Origin of the sequence: Sorangium sp. So ce1153, from assembly GCF_051521595.1 — a bacterium.
In the GTDB taxonomy this organism is placed as follows: Bacteria; Myxococcota_A; Polyangia; order Polyangiales; family Polyangiaceae; genus Sorangium.
Genome location: NZ_CP150361.1, coordinates 7,105,944 through 7,122,832, shown reverse-complemented (window position 1 = coordinate 7,122,832; position 16,889 = coordinate 7,105,944). Strand labels below are relative to the sequence as shown.

The window sequence follows — 16,889 nt, the reverse complement described above, 5'->3', positions numbered from 1 at the left end:
CGAATCGATCGCATTCTGATCGTGTGGCGCGAAAGCCTCGACTTCAGACCGGAGACGTTTCGCGCCTGCGGAGGACCGCCGGCTCTCAGCCGAAGGCCTCGGCGACGATCCGGCCGACCTCGGCGTGCGCGGCGTTGCGCGCGTCGGCGCTCGCCGACGGCGCCTTGATGAAGCTCGCGATGACGATCGGCGCGCGCGACGGAGGCCACGCGACGGCGACGTCGTTCGCGGCGCCGTTCTCGCCCGTCCCGGTCTTGTCGCCGACGACCCAGTCTTTCGGCAGGCCCGCCCGGAGACGGGCGAGGCCGGTGGTCGACCGGACCATCCACCCCACGAGGCGCGCCCGCGAAGCCTCCCGGAGGGCGCGATCGCCGACCAGGAGGACGCGACTCGTATCGACCATGGCGTCGGGGGTCGTCGTGTCGCGGGGATCGTCGGGGATGTCCGTGTTGAGGGCCGGCTCGTTGCGATCGAGGCGCGTCACCTGGTCGCCGAGGCCGCGGAGGTAGGCGGTGAGGCCGGCGGGGCCGCCGATCTGCGCGAGGAGGAGGTTGGCGGCCGTGTTGTCGCTGACCTCGACGGCCGCGGCGCAGAGCTCCTCGACGGTCAGGCCGCCCTCCGCGAGGCGAGCGCGCGTGACCGGCGCGTGCTCGAGGAGATCGGACGCGCGGTAGGTGACGCGGCGGTCCAGCGTGAGCTGGCCCTGGTCGACCCGCGCGAGGATGCTCGCCGCGAGCAGCGCCTTGAAGGTGGAGCACATGGCGAAGCGCTCGGCGGCGCGGTGACCGACGCGGGCGCCGGTCGCCGTGTCGAGCGCGGCCACGCCGAGGCGGCCGCCGAGCTGCGCCTCGACGCGCGCGAGGGCCGCCGCGGCCTGCGCTTGCGGCCCGGGTGACGCTGTTTGCGACGAGGTGGTCGGAGCGGTCGCGGCCGCCGGGGAGGCGCTCGCCGAGCTCGCGCTCGACGCCGTGGCGCCGGTGGGCCGCGGCGGCTGTGCCCCTCCGCAGCCGATGAGGAGGATAGACGCGGCTCCACCGAGGAAACCGCGGCGTGACGAGGGCGGAAGTTCTTTCATGCGGGCTGACGTACGCCCGCGAAGCGAGGTGTATTCCCGCGGCGCTGCTGCCCCGCGCGGCTTGCTGTCCCTGCGCGATGGAGCGAGCGTGCCCCATGCCGAGAGGAGCCCCGCGCCCGGGGCGAGCGCACGGAGAGCTGCCGCCGCGCGCCGACGTCCTGGTGCTCGGCGGCGGCCCTGCCGGCGCTTCCGCGGCGATCGCGCTGCGTCGCCGTGGCCTCTCGGCGCTCGTCGTCGAGCGCGCCGAGGGGCCGGGCGCGCGGCTCGGTGAGCACATCGCCCCGCCCACGCTCCCGCTCCTCTCGCGCCTCGGCGTCCTCGACGGGGTCCTGGCTGGAGGGCACCGGCGCTCGGCCGGCGTCCGGTCCGCGTGGGGCGAGCCCGAGCTCCGGGACCGCGACTACATCGCCTGCGCCGAGGGCGAGGGCTTCCACCTGAGCCGCGCCTCGTTCGACGCCATGCTCCTCGACGCCGCCGAGGCGGCCGGCGCGCGCGTGATCCGGGGGGCTCACCCGCCGCCCCTCGTGAGGCGCGGGCCTTCGGGCTGGGTCGCCCGCATCGGCGGCGACGAGCTCACGTTCTCCGTGGTCGTCGATGCGACAGGGCGGACAGCGTCCTTCGCCCGAGCGCAGGGGGCGCGGCGGCGCGCCTTCGATCGGCTCGTCGGCGTCGCCGCCTTCCTCGCCCCGCGCGACGCCGTCGCGCTCGATGACGCGCTGTGGATCGAGGCGGTCGAGGGCGGCTGGCTGTACTCGGCCCCCCTCGCGGGCGATCGGCTGGTCGTGACGCTCTTCGCGGACGCCGACGCCCTGGCGGCGTGCGGCCCGGCGGCGCTCGCCGGCGCGCTCCTCGCGCAGAGCACGCACACGGCCGCGCGCATCGCGCCGTTCAGCCCCGCGCGCGAGTGGCACGTGCGCCCGGCGTGCAGCGAGGTGTCCGACCCGATCGCGGGGCCGGGCTGGCTCGCCGTGGGCGACGCCGCCACCGCGCGCGATCCGCTCTCCTCGTCGGGCATCGCGCACGCCCTGGAAGACGCGATCGACGCCGCCGCCGCCATCGAAGCCCACCTCGGCGGCGACGCGCAGTCCCTCTCCCGGTACGCTGCGGCCCGCCGCCGCGCGTTCGACGACTACCTGTCGACGCGGGCTCGATACTACCGGCTGGAGCAGCGCTTCCCGGGCTCACCCTTCTGGCGAAGCCGGTGGTGGTCCAGCCCGGAGGAGGCGCCGGTCTCGCTCGATCCGCGCGCTCGCCTCCGCCTCGCGCCCCGCGGCTTGCAGCGGGCGCGCGGCGCCTCCCCGGAGCTGCCGGCGGGCGTGGACGTCGAGGCGCTCTGCAGCGCGGCCGAGCGCGGCGCGCCGGCGCACGCCATCGTCGCGGCGTACCGGGCAGCCCACCCGGCCGGCGCGTCCGATCGCGCCGTGATCGTGGCCGTGCAGGCGCTGCTCGCGCGCGGGATCTTCGAGTCGGTCGGGTAGGGGGGGGCCCGGAGGGGACCGCGCGCGGGCGGGCGGGGGTCGAGCGAACCGACCCCCGCGGTGCTCAGTGCAGGAAGCCCTTGCCGCGGACCCTCCTCCCGACCTTGGCCTCTCTGGCGATGCGCGCCTCAGCCGTCGCGGGTCGGGGCGTGTCAGCGGCCGCGGCCCGGAGCACGTCAGCTGTCCGGCGGGGCGTGTCAGCGGCCGCGGCCCGGAGCACGTCAGCTGTCCGGCGGGGCGTGTCAGCGGCCGCGGCCCGGAGCACGTCAGCTGTCGCGGCCCGGCGGGGCGTGTCCACCGCTGCGGCCCGGAGCTCGCCAGCGGCCGCGGCCCGGAGCTCGCCAGCGGCCGCGGCCAGGGGCGCGGCCTCCTCGGGTGGGGCGCCTTCCAGCTGCACCAGCGTCTCGCCTGGCATCGGGCAGCCGCGGTTGATCCATGTGACGACCACGTCGCGGTAGCTCCTGTCCTTCCTGTCGGGCGACATCGCCTGGAACGCCCTCGACATCGGGCCGTTCCCCGAGAGCATCTGCATGACCAGCGCGCTCCGGCCGGCCGACCAGGGCACCACCCAGCCGTTGCCCGGATCTGCGAGCACCCGCATGAGCGTCAGCGTGCTCGTGTCGACCTCCTCGGGCTTCTCGGGCAGCTGGCCGGGCAGCTGCTCGTTCCGCGCTCTGCGCTGCTCCTCGGGCGGCTCCTTGGCCGGAAAGCGGGGGCGCTCGAACCAGGACGACAGCGATTTCACCGGGCACTCGCCCGGCTTCGCGTCCGGGTCGGCGAGGAGCACGCCGTGGCCTCCCGCGCCGGCCTGCCGCTCGCGGAAGGTGTCGAGCAGCCGGGCCATGGCGAGGCCCGCGTCGTACTTCTCCACGGGCCGCTCCTCGCCCCCGAGCGCGCGCGTCCAGTCCTTCCACACCTCGATCTGCTCGTCGGTGAAGACCTTGTACATGGGCCCTTCGAAGCTCGTGAGCTGGAAGAACGGGCTCAGCTCCGGCTCGCCTTCGACGATCATGCCCGAGCGCCGCAGCTCCCCGAGGAGTCCCTCGGGGTCGTCGAACCAGTTGTTCAGCAGGTTCGGGCCGAGGCGCTTGGTCCCGTGGTTGCGGCTCGCATAAGGCCTCTTCTGCTCGATGATCGCGACGACCTGCTCCTCCAGCGACTTGAGCCTGGTCTTGCGCCTCCTCATCTCGATCTTCTCCTGGATGTCCTGGTACAGCGTGCCCGTGGTCGCGAAGGCCACGTAGCCGTTCCAGATCCGCCGCCAGGTCTCCTGCACCGCCTCCTCGCCGCCCTGGACCCGCACGTTGTCGAGGTGGAGCTCCACCGCGGTCCTGGCCTGACCGCCGTGGCCGGAGACGGCGTTGTCGATGGCGATGTGCAGCTCGTAGAAGTGCGGGTCGATCCCGTAGCTACGGAGCTGCTTCCGCGTCATGACGAGCGAGGGAGCCTCCCACTCGAGCTGGAGCGTCATGCCCAGGATCTCGGGGAGAAAGTCCTCCGAGAACTGGGAGATGGCGAGCTGGAAGACCCCCGCCGTGTAGGCGGAGTCGAGCATCTTCGGGTTCTGCGCGTAGGCCTCGGACTCGACGGGCGGCAGGTAGAATCCGACGCTCTGGAGCAGCGAGGTGTAGATGTTGCAATGGTTCTTCGCCGGATCGCCGTTGCCCACCTCGTCGGACCAGATGGAGAAGAGGAGGGCGTGGACCTCGTCGATCGGGCCGGCGCGCGTCACGTTGCGCAGCCAGGCGCCGTCGAGCTGGTTGAACGGCGCGAACTGGTAGAGCCGATCGAGCATGTCCTCGTACGACTGGATCAGCTCGTCGGTGGTCGGGTCGTAGCTCGCGCCGTTGTCGACGTGCTCGTCGTAAATGGCCTCGAGCCGGGCGGCGAGCGCCTCCTTGCTGTACCTGAAGGGCAGGTGGAACGACAAGCACCCCGGCGACCGCTGCAGCGCCTCGGCCTGGGCGAGGAAGTCGAGCGCGAGCTCCCGCGCCTTGGGCAAGAAATCCTGGTTCTGCTCGATGTTCAGCAGGATGTTGAACCACGCCCGGTGGTTCTCCGCGACGTTGCGGCCCACGAAGGGAGCGCGCTCGGTCTCGACGAAGACCTCGTCGCCGTTCCGGCCCTGCTTTCGCACCACGAAGCCGAGCTGGTGCCAGAGCTCGACCATATCGTTGTCGCCGACGTAGTCGGGCTGCTCCTTGTCCTTGCTCCTGCCTTCGCTCTGGCTCTGGTCCTCTTCCTCTTTCTCTTCTGCGTTCGGCCGGAGGCCGCGATCCCAGCGAACGCGGCCGTCGAGCAGCTCCAGCAAGGTGCCCGGTGTGTCGTTGTCGCCGATGCGCGCCGAGATGCGCTCGAACTCGGCCTCGGTCGCGACGTCATCGGGCCGCTGCGCGGGCCACCAGTGCGTGTTGCAGTCGTAGAAGTCTGCCTGCCACGGGAGGGCCATGTACTTCGTGACGTCGCCGGGCCCGAAGGAGGGCGACAGCCGGAACCGCTCGCCCCACGAGCGCAGATCCGCGGCGATGTACGTCATCTCGATGCCCGGGTAGAAGGGCGCGCCGACACACCGCTCGAGCGCCGCGCGGTCGAGGGCCTCCGGCTGCTCGTGGACAGGGTAGCTCTCGAGCCGGGCCCTCGGCGCATGGCGCTCACCCGGCGTGAAGTCCCCTTCCGCCCAGCGGCGGAGGATCTCGTACTGGCTGGGGAGCAGGGTCATCCACTTCGTCGGGTCGCCCTGCTCGGGATCGCCGCCATCGCCGGCCAGGATGGGCATGAACTGCGCGTAGGCCTGTGCCTGGGCCTGCTCCCCGGTGGCGAGCGGCGTCTTGACGCGCGCCAACGCCGGCGCCGCATCGGCCTGCCCGGTGGCGAAGAGGGCGACGTCGCCGCTGGCTGGAAGGGCGCGCGCCGTGAGGTCCTCCGGGTGGAAAGGGACCCCGGCCGGGGCGCGGATTCGCTTGAAGACCTCCTGGCGGAGCGGCGCCGACCCGGCGCCCGGGCTGGCGAGCTGCTCCTCGACCTTGGGGTCGAGGAAATCGCCGCGGCGCCCGGGGCCGTGGCCGCGCAGCGCGTTCGCGTTGACCCAGCGCAGCGCGGCGATGCGCTGGAGGATCGGCGCGACGTCTCGATGAAAGGAGACCTCCGCCGGCGGGGCGGGGAACCATACCTCGCGCGCGACGTCGTGGAGCGTCACGATGTTGGTGAGGTCGGGCGCGAAGTCCGGCGGAGCGACGATGACGTGGGCGTCGCCGCGCACCTCGATCCGACGGTTGCCCGCCACGACGGTGGCGCTCACCGGTCCGTCGGAGGTGTCGTCGTACCAGCCCACGTTGTTGGCGTAGTTGTTGGGTGGCTGCCCGGTCCGTGTCGTCGCCGGATTGCCGACGGGGTTGTCCGGGAGCGCCGAGGCCGACTTGCCGAAGCCGCCGAGGACGAGCAGGCGGCCCTCGGCGTCCGTCTGCAGCTCGCCGAGGGGGACGTTCCGCGTCTCGTACGTGCCCTGTCCGAGCGGGTAGCGGAAGGCGCCGCTGTCGAAGCGGTGCGCCGCGCCGCGCACGCTCCTGCCGGTGATCTCGCGCGGCCCCGGCCGGATCTCGAGGCCCGCGCGATCCTCGCCCTTGACATCGGGATTGCGCTCTCCCTTCTCCGGATCCTTGTACTTGCCGGCAAAGTAGGTGAAAGACGCCTTCTTGTTGGCGAGCTCGACACGCCACGTGATCGTCGCGTGGGCGGCGGTCAGCTCGCCGAGGGCGCGGCCCTCTGCGTCGTAGGCATAGACGCGGAAGCGGGCAGCCTGGCGCTTGACCCGGCCCTGGGCGTCCTTGTAGCCGCCCGGGACCGCGGCGGGCGCGCCCGGGTTCTCCGGGCCGATGAAGAAGGCATCCGGGCTGTTGCCGACCCGGGCGACGCCGAGCCCCGGGTATATCCTGCAATAAGCGATCAAGCTCGTGTCCATCATCTCCCCTTCAAGGATCTCGATCACCCACGGTGAAGCGCGCCGTCGTCGGATGCGCCTCGCGAGAGCGGCTCTCCGGCGCGCCCGTCGCTCGATCGGGTGATTCTCGGTGACAGCCATACCACGGCCGCGCTGGACGCCGTGAGCGCCGATGTTCATCCAGTCATGGCGACCAGACAGAGCAGCGAGCGCCCTGAACGCTCGAGCTCGCGGAGCGCGGCGCCGCGCGCTCGAGCCCTGCGCCGCTCTTGACAGGCAGTGAGGGGGCCGCGTAGGGTCGAGGCACACAGCCGGAGCCTCTGTCCGCTGCGTGCGGTGCGCGCCTATGCAGCCTTCCGACAACATCTGCGCGGTCGCGGAGGTCGCGGCGGGACCAGAGGCCGCTCCGGCGCCGAACGGCACGACGCTCGGCTGGGATGGGCCGCCGGCCACACTGCTGCACTCCAGCCGCTCTCCGGCCATCCCTGGCTATGAGCTCGTGGAAGAGCTGGGCCGGGGAGCGATGGGCGTCGTCTACCGGGCCCGGCAGCTCTCGCTGGATCGGTTCGTCGCGCTGAAGGTGATCCTCGCCGGGAAGCACGCCGGCAAGCGGCAGCTCACGCGGTTTCGTGTCGAGGCCAGGGCGCTGGCGTCGCTGAGCCACCCGAACATCGTGCAGATCTACGATGTCGGCGAGGCCGAAGGGGTCCCCTATTTCGCGCTCGAGCTCGTGGAGGGAGAGACGCTGGAGCGGAGGCTCGATCGCGGGGCGTGGTCGGTGCGCGAGGCGGCGCGGCTGGTGCGGACGCTGGCGGAGGCGATGGCCGCCGCCCACCAGCGGGGCATCGTCCACCGCGATCTCAAGCCCAGCAACGTCCTGCTCGCGCGCGACGGCTCGCCCAAGATCAGCGATTTCGGGGTGGCCAAGCGGCTGGAGGGCGGCGCTGGGGAGACGCAGACAGGAGACCTGATCGGCACGCCCCTCTACATGGCTCCGGAGCAGGCCCAGGGCCGCAGCGCGGACATCGGCCCCGCGGCCGACGTCTACTCGCTGGGGGCCATCCTGTATGAGCTGCTCGCCGGCCGCCCGCCCTTCGTCGGGAACGGCCTTGTCGACCTCCTCCACAAGGTGCTCCTCGAGCCGCCGGTGCCCCCGAGCCGCGTGCAGAGCGGCCTCCCGCTCGACATCGAGGGGATCTGCCTCAAGTGCCTCGAGAAGGAGCCGCACCAGCGCTACCCCAGCGCGGCCGCGGTCGCCGAGGATCTCGAGCGCTTCCTCAGGGGCGCGCCGGTCCGCGGGCGCCCGCGCTCGACGTGGGAGCGTCTGGAGTCAGAGCTCTACTTCAAGAACATCGCCCTTGCCGAGCGCGAGTGGGCCGGCGGCCAGATGCAGCGCCTCGACGATCTGCTCAACGCGTGCCCCGCGTCGCTGCGCGGCTGGGAGTGGCACTGCCTCCTCGGGCTCCGCCAGGGCAAGCTGCTCACCGTGCGCGGCCACGAGGACGTGATCTACTGCGTCACGTTCAGCCCGGATGGCCGTCAATTCGCCACGTCGAGCGACGATCAGACGGTCCGCATCTGGGACGCGGCGACGGGCTCGCCGGTCCGGATCTTCCGCGGTCACACCGATCAGGTCTATGCCATGCGCTTCAGCCCGGACGGCGAGCGCCTGGCCGCCGCCAGCCAGGAGGGCATCGTCCGCGTCTGGGACGTCCGCGCCGGCTCGACGGTGCACCTCTTCCAGGGCCACACGGACGTCGTCGTGAGCGTCAGCTACAGCCCCGATGGTCGCCTCATCGCGTCGGCGAGCGACGATCACACGGTGAAGCTCTGGGACGCCGGCACGGGGAGCGAGATCCGCACCTTGCACGGCCACACGGACATGGTGAACAGCGCTGTCTTCAGCGCGGATGGGCAGCTCGTCGCCTCGGCCAGCTACGACCAGACGGTGAGGGTCTGGGACGTCGCGACTGGCCAGGAGCGGTATCGCCTGTGCGGTCACTCCGCGTTCGTGTGGGCGCTCGCCTTCAGCCCGGATGGGCGACATCTGGCCTCCGGCGGCGGAGACAAGATCGTCCGGATCTGGGACGCAACGACGGGGCAAGAGGTGCGCGCCCTGCGCGGGCACAGCGGCGGCGTCTTCAGCCTCGCCTTCAGCTCGGACGGGGCGCGCCTCGTCTCCGGCAGCGGGGACAAGACGGTGCGTATCTGGGACACGGCCACGGGCCAGGAGGCGCTGACGTTGCGCGCGCACGCCGACACGGTGAACTGCGTGGCCTTCAACCGCGACAGCTCGCTGCTCGCGTCGGCGAGCGACGATCGCACGGTGCGCGTGTGGAGCGCGGCGACGTCCGACGCGTCGAACGACGCCGTGCCGATGACGCTGCACGGCCACGACGCGAGCGTCCACGCCGTGGCGTTCAGCCCGGATGGGCGGCAGATCGCGTCGGCCGGCGAGGATCGGGCGGTGCGGCTGTGGGACGCCGATCAGGGGGAGTGCGTCTGGAGCGTGTCCAGGCACGCCGCGCTGGTGACCAGCGTGGCGTTCAGCCCTGACGGCCGGGTCCTGGCGTCCGCGAGCGCCGACAAGACGATCTCCCTCTGGGACACGGAGGAGATGAGCGGACTGCCCCTCTCCACGCTCCGGGGGCACACCGATCGGGTCTATGGCGTGGCGTTCAGCCCCGACGGCCGCGCCATCGTCTCGTGCGGCTGGGACCGGACCGTCCGCGTGTGGGACGTGGCCTCCGGCGAGACGAGGCGGGTGCTCCGCGGGCACACCAACTGGATCTGGAGCGTCGCCATCAGCGCCGACGGGCGGCTCCTCGCGTCCGCGAGCACGGACTGGAGCGTGCGCTTGTGGAGCCTGGCCACCGGGGAGGAGCTGCGTGCCCTGCGTGGACACACGCTGAAGGTCCTCAGGGTGACCTTCAGCCCCGACGGGCGGCGTGTCGCCTCGGCGAGCGCGGACCAGACGGTGAGGGTCTGGGAGGCGGAGACCGGCGCCGAGGTCTGCGCCCTGCGCGGGCACACGGAGCGCGTGTACAAGGTCGCTTTCAGCCCGGATGGCCGCTGCCTCGCCTCGGCGAGCGAGGACCAGACGGTGAGGGTCTGGGACGTCGCTGCCTGCCGGGAGCTGCGCACCTTTCGCGGGCACACCCAGGCCGTCAACAACGTGGTCTTCAGCCCCGACGGGCGCCGGCTCGCCTCCGCCAGCGATGACGGGACGATCAAGGTCTGGGAGGCGGCGCTGCGCTGAGCTCGGCGCCGTGGCCGCGCAGGCAGCGGTCGACTCGCCGCCGGAGCCTCGCCGCTCGCCGGCGCTGACGCTTCGTTCACGATCACGATCGAGCGGGAACGCCATCGTCAAATTCACCGCCTCGTGCTGCGCTCCGCTCCTCGCTCCTCGCTCCTCGCTCCTCGCTCCTCGTGCTCGACTCCTCCACGGAACGGTCAGTCGCCGATCGTGTTCGCGCCGTTCAGGAGCGGTACGCCGAAGTTCGGCGTTCCGTCTGCGTTCCATTCGAGCCGCTGGACGCGCGTGTGACGGTTCGGGTCGTAGAGCGGGTCCCCCGTGATCTTCTCGTAGTTTCGCGCGTGGTACACGAGCACGTCGATCGATCCGTCCGCCGAGGTCGTGAACGAGTTGTGGCCCGGGCCATAAAGCCCGTTTGCGCTGACGAACACTGGATTCTCGTTCTTCGTCCACGAGGTGGCGCTCAGCAGGTCGCCCGTCGCGCTCGCCGTGAGCAGGCCGAGGCAGTAGCGGGCGTCCGTCGCGCTCGCCGAGTAGCTGATGAAGACCCGCCCATTCCGCTCGAGCACGGCGGCACCTTCGTTGACCGCGAACCCCGCCGTCTCCCAGGCGTGCTCGGGTCTGGCGATCCGCACGTTGGGGCTGGCCAGCGTCCACGGGTTCACCATGGCCGCGATGAACAAGCTGCTGTTGTCGCCCCCGACGCCGGGGTCCTCCTGCGCCCACACGAGGTACCGCTTGCCGTCGTGCTCGAACGTCGTCGCGTCGAGCGCGAAGGTGTCCGAGTCCGTCACGATCTGCCCTCGCTCGGTCCACGTGCCATCCATCGGGTTGGCCGATGAGCTTTCGAGCGCATACATGCGGATGGCCCAGATGTCGGTCGAGCTTCCGGCGGCGAAGTAGATGTACCACTTGCCGTCGATGAAATGTAGCTCGGGCGCCCAGATGTGCGCCGCCATCGGGCCGGTCGCGTGCTTCGTCCAGACGACCTTCGGGGGCGCGCTGGCCAGGCCTCGTATCGTGGTCGCGCGCCTGATCTCGATGCGATCGTACGTCGGCACGCTCGCGGTGAAGTAATAGTAACCGTCCGTGTGCCGCTTGATGTGGGGGTCAGCGCGCTGCGAGATCAAATAGCCGAGCGGTTCGAGCGCGAACGACGCCTCCGAGCTCTCGATCGCCGTGCCGTCGAGCGCGTGCGCATAGATCTGGTCGTTCAGGCTCCGGAGATAACGTGTCGCGTCCGAGTACCACTGCAGCGAGACCATCGTCGGATCCCCGTTCAGCGCGGGCACGATCCGGAACGTGGCGTCCCTCCGGAACGTGGTGGTATCCGTGAACACGTCGATCCACAGAAGGTGACTCCTCTCTTCGGATGGGGTCTGCCAGAGCCCGTCAGCCCGGTTGGACGTCTCATTCTGCGGCGGGTACCGGGTCGAATTCACGCTGTCGACGTGCAGGTAGCGACCGCCGAAGCCCACAGACTCGAATGACACCAGCGTCGGATCATCCGGGTTCGCGAGGCCGGGCACCACTCTCCACTGGAAGTCGGCAGGGACCTGGTTGTTTGCCCTGTCGTCGAGCTCGGTGATCATCGCATGATAATAGGAGTGCGCGACGTAGAGCGGGGCGCCCTCCATGTCCGTCGTGCGAATCTGGTAGCCCCCTCCGACGTCGTCGTCGAGATTGGAGAGCTCGAGATCAGCGGGGGCGGCGAGGGCGGCATACCCGGGGTCCTCGCTGGCCGGTGAGCCGAAGACGACGCGTACGGGCTGAGCTCCGTCGGCCTGCCAGTCGTCGACGCTGCTCAAGGTCACGGTCTGCGCCGTGCTCCAGTTCGCATCCGTGAACGTCAGGTCCGCATGGTTCAGCGTCGCCTCGGTCGTGTCGCTGACGCTGAGAGCGATCGTCACGGGCGCGCTCGGCTGCGATGCGAGGAGCACGGTGAACGTCACGGGCGCGCCGCGCTCGGCGAGGGTCCCCGACGGGTCGCTGACGACGATCGCCGCCGTCCGTGGACCGTCGTCGTCCGTGTTCGTGATGTCCGCGGACTCCGCGACGAGGCCGTCCCACGCTGGGTCCACGGAGGCCGAGGGACCGAAGCGGACGCGGAAGATCTGATCCCCGTCGCTCTCCGCATCGTCCACGCCCGTGACCGTGATCTCTCGAGGGACGCTCCAGTCCTCCGCCGTGAAGGAGACGGTCGTCGCTGAGACGGAGCCTTCGGTCGCGTCCGAGCTCGAGACCGGCACCGTGACAGGCCCGCTCGGCGGGGCGTCGAGCGCCACGCTCACGGTCACCCGCGCGCCGGACTCCGAGGTGCTGAGCGCTGTGCCCGCCGTCGTGATCCGCAATGAACTGCTCGGTGATCCGGGCGACGCGTCCTGCGCCTGGGTCGAGTGCCCATCCGAGCACCCGACCACCACGAGCAGCGTGGAGAAGGCGCAAGCCGCCGCCGTCAGCGCGACGCGCGGCGCAGAGAGGGAAGTACACTCTGGGTGGAGAGATATCGGTGCGCGCATGATAAGGGGAAGCTCAGGTGCTGCGGATCCGGTAGAATGTTCAGTAGTGGGCGATGATCGCGTCGAGCTCCGCCTGCGTGACCCGGACCGCGTTCGCGTGGCGCACGCCGGACGGAAAGCGGTACTGCGCGCTCGGGAGCTCCGTCCAGGAGCCCGGATCCGCGTCGAGATCCGTCGTGCTCCAGCACCCGAAAACACCGCCGTTCAGGTAGTAGTCGGCGAACACGTACCATCGGCTCTGCCGCGGATCCTTGATGACAAACGGTCCCTCCGTCGCTCGTCTCCTGCTCTGGGTCGACCCGCGCGTGATGTAGTCCGGGCTCCATCGCGTGAACGTCCCCGGATCGAGCGCGAGCGTCGAGGAGCGCGCGATCTGGATGTCCTTGCCCGATCCGGTGAGCGCACCCCCGCTGCTGTCCGTCTCGTCCTTGAAGAAGAGGTAGTTGCGGTCATTCCATTGCGTGATCGTCGCGTCGATGACGCTGTAGCCCGGATCGAAGAGCACGTCGGGCGTCGGGTTGACGATGGTGACGAAGTCCTCGGTGTAGCTGACGTAGATGCGGTTCGCGCCCGTGGTGTCGTTTCCGGACCAGATGATCGCATAGAGCTTGCGATCGGGGTCGTAGTAAGCCTCCGGGGCCCAGGCGTGCATCGGGGTGGCGCTGGGGCCCGGAAGGTTCGTGAGCGTGATCAGCCGCGGATTCTTGAAGGTGATGAGATCGGTCGAGTCCGCCACGAAGATCTTGGAGCTCGGACGGTTCCAGTAGTTGGAGTCGTTGTTCGCGAGCGTCCAGTCCGTGGCGATATAGACGTACGTTCCATCATTCTTGCGGAACAGGAACGGATCCCGGATGTGATTCGTTCCCATCCCGGTGAGCTGGTACGCAGGCCGTCCATCGGCGAGGGTCGACCACTGAAGCCCGTCGGTGCTGTAGGCGAGGTGCAGCGAATCGCTCGGTACGTCCTGAGCCGGCCCGAAGTAGCTCAGCACCCAGGCGCCCGGGGAGCAGCTGGTCGCGTTCATCGTGGCCGTGTGCTCGCCGTTCGTACACTCGAGGCAGCTGCGGTCCGCGGTGCTGCTCCCCTCCGTGCCGACGTGCTCCCCTGGCACGCAGTCGGTCCACGCGACGCATGTCGTCGTGGGATCGGCGTCGTCGTCCCAGGTGCCGTCCGCGCAATCCACGAGCGCGGCGGTCCCGCCTGCGCAGTACGTGCCCGGCGAGCAGGCGTCACACTGCGCGGGCGTGGTGCTCGTCCCCGGCGCGGTCTGCCTCGTCCCCGGCGCGCAGGGCGCGTGCATCCTGCAGCTCGGCGCGTTCATCGTGTCGCTGAACGTGTCCTGCGGGCACGCCGCGCACCGCCGGTCCGCCGCAGGCGAGCCCTCGGCGCTCGCGAAGGTGCCCGCGGCGCAGTTTGACCATGCGACGCAGCTCGTCGCGCTATCGCCGTCGTGATCCCAGGTGCCCTCGGAGCAAGCGGGGGGCTCGGCATCGGGTCCTGCGTCTCCGCCGGTCGTCGTCACCGGGTCGCTGCACCCGGACGTCGACAAGAGCGCCACCAAGAATCGTGCTCTCGAGCTGCTTCCCAGACGTGCCATCTCGCTCCTCGGTCTCGTGCGTAGTTGCTGCTCCGATGGACGCCGGCGTGAGGTGCTCCGGCGCTCGAGCGGGCGAGGCGTTCACATCCTGGTCCACCGCTGGTTCGGCTCGCCGTCGCAGGTCCGGATGCTCGGCGGAGAGTTGTTCGCCGTGAGCGCGAGGTTGACGTCGAGGGCCTTGTCGGTTGTCTTGAACAAAGCGAAAGTGTCGTTCGAAAGCGATTGTGAACGCTCACAACGGCGGCGTCAATCGAAAATGGCCCGGCGACGAGCTCACGGCCACCGTTCCCCTGGGGCCCATCCACCTCGACGAGCGCGTGGCGTCGCCGTCCACGTAGAAGGCCCTGGCCTGTGCTCGCTCGATGCTGTCCAGCCACGCGGCGCTGGAGGCCATCAGGTCGATGAAGGGGATCCCTTTGTCGCGGGCGATCTGAAGCAACACCTGCCGGACATTCAGATCGTTATCGATGTGCTGTCGCTCGAGCGGCTCGCCGAGGCCGACCGCGGGATGTCGAGACCGTTCGTGCAGGGCACCACGGCCTCGATCTTCGCCGCGGAATACCTGACAGGAGATGTCAGGATCTCCATGCCACCCTCGCTCGCGCACTGGCAGAGGAGGATGGAGCATGAGCAGAGCACTTCACGGCAAGGTGGCCCTCGTGGCGGGCGCGACGCGCGGCGCGGGCAGGGGGATCGCGGTCCAGCTGGGCGCGGCGGGCGCGACCGTGTACGTCACGGGCCGCACGACGCGCGCGCAGCGCTCGGAGATGGATCGGCCCGAGACCATCGAGGAGACCGCCGAGCTGGTCACCCGGGCGGGGGGCGAGGGGATCGCGGTGCAGGTGGATCACCTGGAGAGCGAGCAGGTCCGGGCGCTCGTGGCGCGCATCGAGCGGGAGCAGGGCCGGCTCGACGTGCTGGTCAACGACGTGTGGGGCGGCGAGCACCTGTTCGCGTGGGACAAGCCGCTGTGGGAGCACTCGCTGGACAACGGAATGCGGCTGCTGCGGCTGGCCATCGATACCCACATCATCACGAGCTACCACGCCCTGCCGCTGCTCATCAGGAGGCCTGGCGGGCTTGTCGTCGAGATCACGGACGGCACGGCCGATTACAACGCCGGCCATTACCGCGTGTCCTTCTTCTACGATCTCGCCAAGACAGCGGTCCTCCGCATGGCGTTCGCCCAGGCGGAGGAGCTGCGGGCCCACGGCGGCACGGCCGTCGCCCTGACGCCGGGCTGGCTTCGGTCGGAGATCATGCTGGGGCACTACGAGGTCACCGAGGAGCGGTGGCGCGACGCGCTCGCGAAGCAGCCTCATTTCGCGATCTCGGAGACCCCCGCTTACGTCGGCCGCGCCGTGGCGGCGCTCGCCGCTGACCCCGACGTTGCCCGCTGGTCCGGAAAGTCCCTGTCGAGCGGCCAGCTCGCGAGGGTCTACGGCTTCACCGACCTCGACGGCTCCCAGCCGGACGCGTGGCGGTACCTCGTCGAGGTCCAGGACGCCGGCAAGCCCGCCGACGTCACGGGGTATCGCTAACCTGGCTCCGCGCGTCAGAAATCCTGCCGATTCATCGCGCTGATCGTCACCGGTGCGGCGCCGGGCGCATCGGTGCGGCGCCCTGGGAAGGGCCTGGCGCAGCCGCGACCGGGGCCGCCATGGGGTGCGACAGCCGGCGCGGCCCGCGAACCGTCGCGTACGCCTGACGTTGCTTCGGGGGATGCTGCCGCGGCCTCGGTCGCAGCCGGCGAGCACCAGCTCTACGACGGCAAGACGTACCGGCTCATCAAGGCGCTCGACATCTCGCCGGCGGACATCGAGCAGGTGTACTGGCACACATCTGATCCCTACGGCAAGAGCCGTTCGCTTCTTTTTACCGGGTGGTTTCTGGCAGCGCTGTTCGCCGGTGCGGGCGCCCTGGTGCTGTCCCTGGTACCAGGGCCGGGCAGCACGGTGCGGTTCGATGGGGACGTGTCGGTGCTGTATCGCGTCGGCTACGGGGCGATCGCTCTGGGCGTCGTGATCGCGCTGGGCACGTGGTGGGTCGTGGGCTCGCAGCCCGTGTTCGTGCTGTACCAGAACGCGATCCAGGCCCGGGAGCGCAAAGGCACCCGGACCGACTTCTACGCCGACATCGAGGATCTCTACACGTTTTACTTCGGCGGCATCGGCTACCGGGCGACACCACAGGCGCCGTGGGTCTTCATTGGAGCACGCACCTCGCGCTACGCCGAGCTGAGTCGGACGTTACGGATGCGCCATGTAGAGCAGCGCGGGGAGCGGCTCTACCGCGAGCTTCAGGCCGGCGGATCGGTCCGCTTCCGGGCTCTGCCCGACTGCGTGGCGCTGTCCAAGACCCTGTTCGCCTCCCGCAACATGGACCATCCAATGCGGATGATCGAGCTCACGCGCGGCCACCTCACGATCGAGGGGAAGTCCATCGCGAACGAGCGCATTGCCGACGTCGCATCCAACCTCTGGGTAGAGCGGTCGCAGATCCTGGATTTCCCGCTGCGCCTGCTCCGGATGGTCAAGGACGCCGCCCGTGAGGGCCGCGCGATCATGCCGGTCGAGCGCGCGATCCAGCGCCTCACCGCGGAGATCGGCGACTGGCTCGGGATCGACGCGGGCAGGCTGGAGGTCGGCGGGCGGGCGGACGTGGTGGTGCTCGATCCCGCGGGCATCGACGGCGAGGTGGATCGGGTCGCGGAGGCGCCGGTCGAGGGCTTCGATGGCATCGTGCGGCTGGTGCGCAGGAACGATCGCGCGGTGCGGGCGGTGCTGGTCAATGGCCGCCTCGCGGTGCAGGAAGGGCAGGTGCTGCCCGAGGCCTGGTCCTGGCGCACGTCGGCGATACGCGTGTGTACCTCTTCCGGGACGAGCGGCTCGTCCAGCTGACGCGCGATCACACGCTGGACGAGGACGTCCGCAGGGCGCTCGCGCTCTCTCCTGATGAGGCCGACTCGCTCCCGGAGGGGACACGCTTTTTGCGGGAAATGGCCGAGCAGCTGGCCGAACTTCCTCG

The 16,889-nt window shown here is 70.4% G+C and carries 10 protein-coding genes; 4 read left to right on the top strand and 6 right to left on the bottom strand.

Annotated features, from left to right (window positions below; all coding sequences use genetic code 11):
* Positions 1-85 precede the first annotated feature (85 nt).
* The gene (bla, locus tag WME85_RS25620) at positions 86-1,075 is read right to left on the bottom strand and encodes a class A beta-lactamase (RefSeq protein WP_437841939.1); all 990 of its coding nucleotides are present in this window, start codon (positions 1,073-1,075) and stop codon (positions 86-88) included.
* Positions 1,076-1,170: 95 nt separating this feature from the next.
* On the opposite strand from bla, the gene WME85_RS25615 reads away from it, so the two are divergent.
* Complete coding sequence (locus WME85_RS25615) at positions 1,171-2,553, top strand: NAD(P)/FAD-dependent oxidoreductase (RefSeq protein ID WP_437841937.1); 1,383 nt, start codon at positions 1,171-1,173, stop codon at positions 2,551-2,553.
* A gap of 64 nt (positions 2,554-2,617) precedes the next feature.
* On the opposite strand, the gene WME85_RS25610 is transcribed toward WME85_RS25615, so the two are convergent.
* On the bottom strand, positions 2,618-6,538 hold the full coding sequence (locus tag WME85_RS25610) for a LodA/GoxA family CTQ-dependent oxidase (RefSeq protein ID WP_437841935.1): 3,921 nt from the start codon (positions 6,536-6,538) through the stop codon (positions 2,618-2,620).
* 298 nt (positions 6,539-6,836) lie between these two features.
* Here WME85_RS25610 and WME85_RS25605 point away from each other — a divergent pair, with 298 nt between their 5' ends.
* On the top strand, positions 6,837-9,749 hold the full coding sequence (locus tag WME85_RS25605) for a WD40 repeat domain-containing serine/threonine protein kinase (RefSeq protein ID WP_437841934.1): 2,913 nt from the start codon (positions 6,837-6,839) through the stop codon (positions 9,747-9,749).
* 194 nt (positions 9,750-9,943) lie between these two features.
* On the opposite strand, the gene WME85_RS25600 is transcribed toward WME85_RS25605, so the two are convergent.
* From WME85_RS25600 to WME85_RS25585, 4 genes are all read right to left on the bottom strand, one after another.
* Positions 9,944-12,265: a family 43 glycosylhydrolase gene (locus WME85_RS25600; protein ID WP_437841932.1), complete on the bottom strand. Its 2,322-nt coding sequence runs from the start codon at positions 12,263-12,265 to the stop codon at positions 9,944-9,946.
* A gap of 40 nt (positions 12,266-12,305) precedes the next feature.
* On the bottom strand, positions 12,306-13,823 hold the full coding sequence (locus WME85_RS25595; RefSeq protein ID WP_437841931.1) for a hypothetical protein: 1,518 nt from the start codon (positions 13,821-13,823) through the stop codon (positions 12,306-12,308).
* Positions 13,824-13,943: 120 nt separating this feature from the next.
* On the bottom strand, positions 13,944-14,060 hold the full coding sequence (locus tag WME85_RS25590; protein WP_437841930.1) for an RICIN domain-containing protein: 117 nt from the start codon (positions 14,058-14,060) through the stop codon (positions 13,944-13,946).
* Between the two features lie 34 nt (positions 14,061-14,094).
* The gene (locus WME85_RS25585) at positions 14,095-14,304 is read right to left on the bottom strand and encodes a hypothetical protein (RefSeq protein WP_437841928.1); all 210 of its coding nucleotides are present in this window, start codon (positions 14,302-14,304) and stop codon (positions 14,095-14,097) included.
* A 184-nt stretch (positions 14,305-14,488) separates the two neighbouring features.
* Here WME85_RS25585 and WME85_RS25580 point away from each other — a divergent pair, with 184 nt between their 5' ends.
* Both WME85_RS25580 and WME85_RS25575 read left to right on the top strand, forming a co-directional pair.
* Positions 14,489-15,403, top strand: a complete 915-nt coding sequence (locus WME85_RS25580; protein WP_437841926.1) for an SDR family oxidoreductase — start codon at positions 14,489-14,491, stop codon at positions 15,401-15,403.
* A gap of 72 nt (positions 15,404-15,475) precedes the next feature.
* Positions 15,476-16,762 (top strand): hypothetical protein, encoded by a 1,287-nt coding sequence (locus tag WME85_RS25575; RefSeq protein WP_437841924.1) that lies wholly within the window; start codon positions 15,476-15,478, stop codon positions 16,760-16,762.
* Positions 16,763-16,889 lie beyond the last annotated feature (127 nt).

Bases quoted from the DNA above. Each gene is read 5' to 3' on its own strand.
- WME85_RS25605 (WP_437841934.1), top strand. From the start codon at position 6,837: ATGCAGCCTTCCGACAACATCTGCGCGGTCGCGGAGGTCGCGGCGGGA.
- WME85_RS25615 (WP_437841937.1), top strand. From the start codon at position 1,171: ATGCCGAGAGGAGCCCCGCGCCCGGGGCGAGCGCACGGAGAGCTGCCG.
- WME85_RS25600 (WP_437841932.1), bottom strand. From the start codon at position 12,265: ATGCGCGCACCGATATCTCTCCACCCAGAGTGTACTTCCCTCTCTGCG.
- bla (WP_437841939.1), bottom strand. From the start codon at position 1,075: ATGAAAGAACTTCCGCCCTCGTCACGCCGCGGTTTCCTCGGTGGAGCC.
- WME85_RS25580 (WP_437841926.1), top strand. From the start codon at position 14,489: ATGAGCAGAGCACTTCACGGCAAGGTGGCCCTCGTGGCGGGCGCGACG.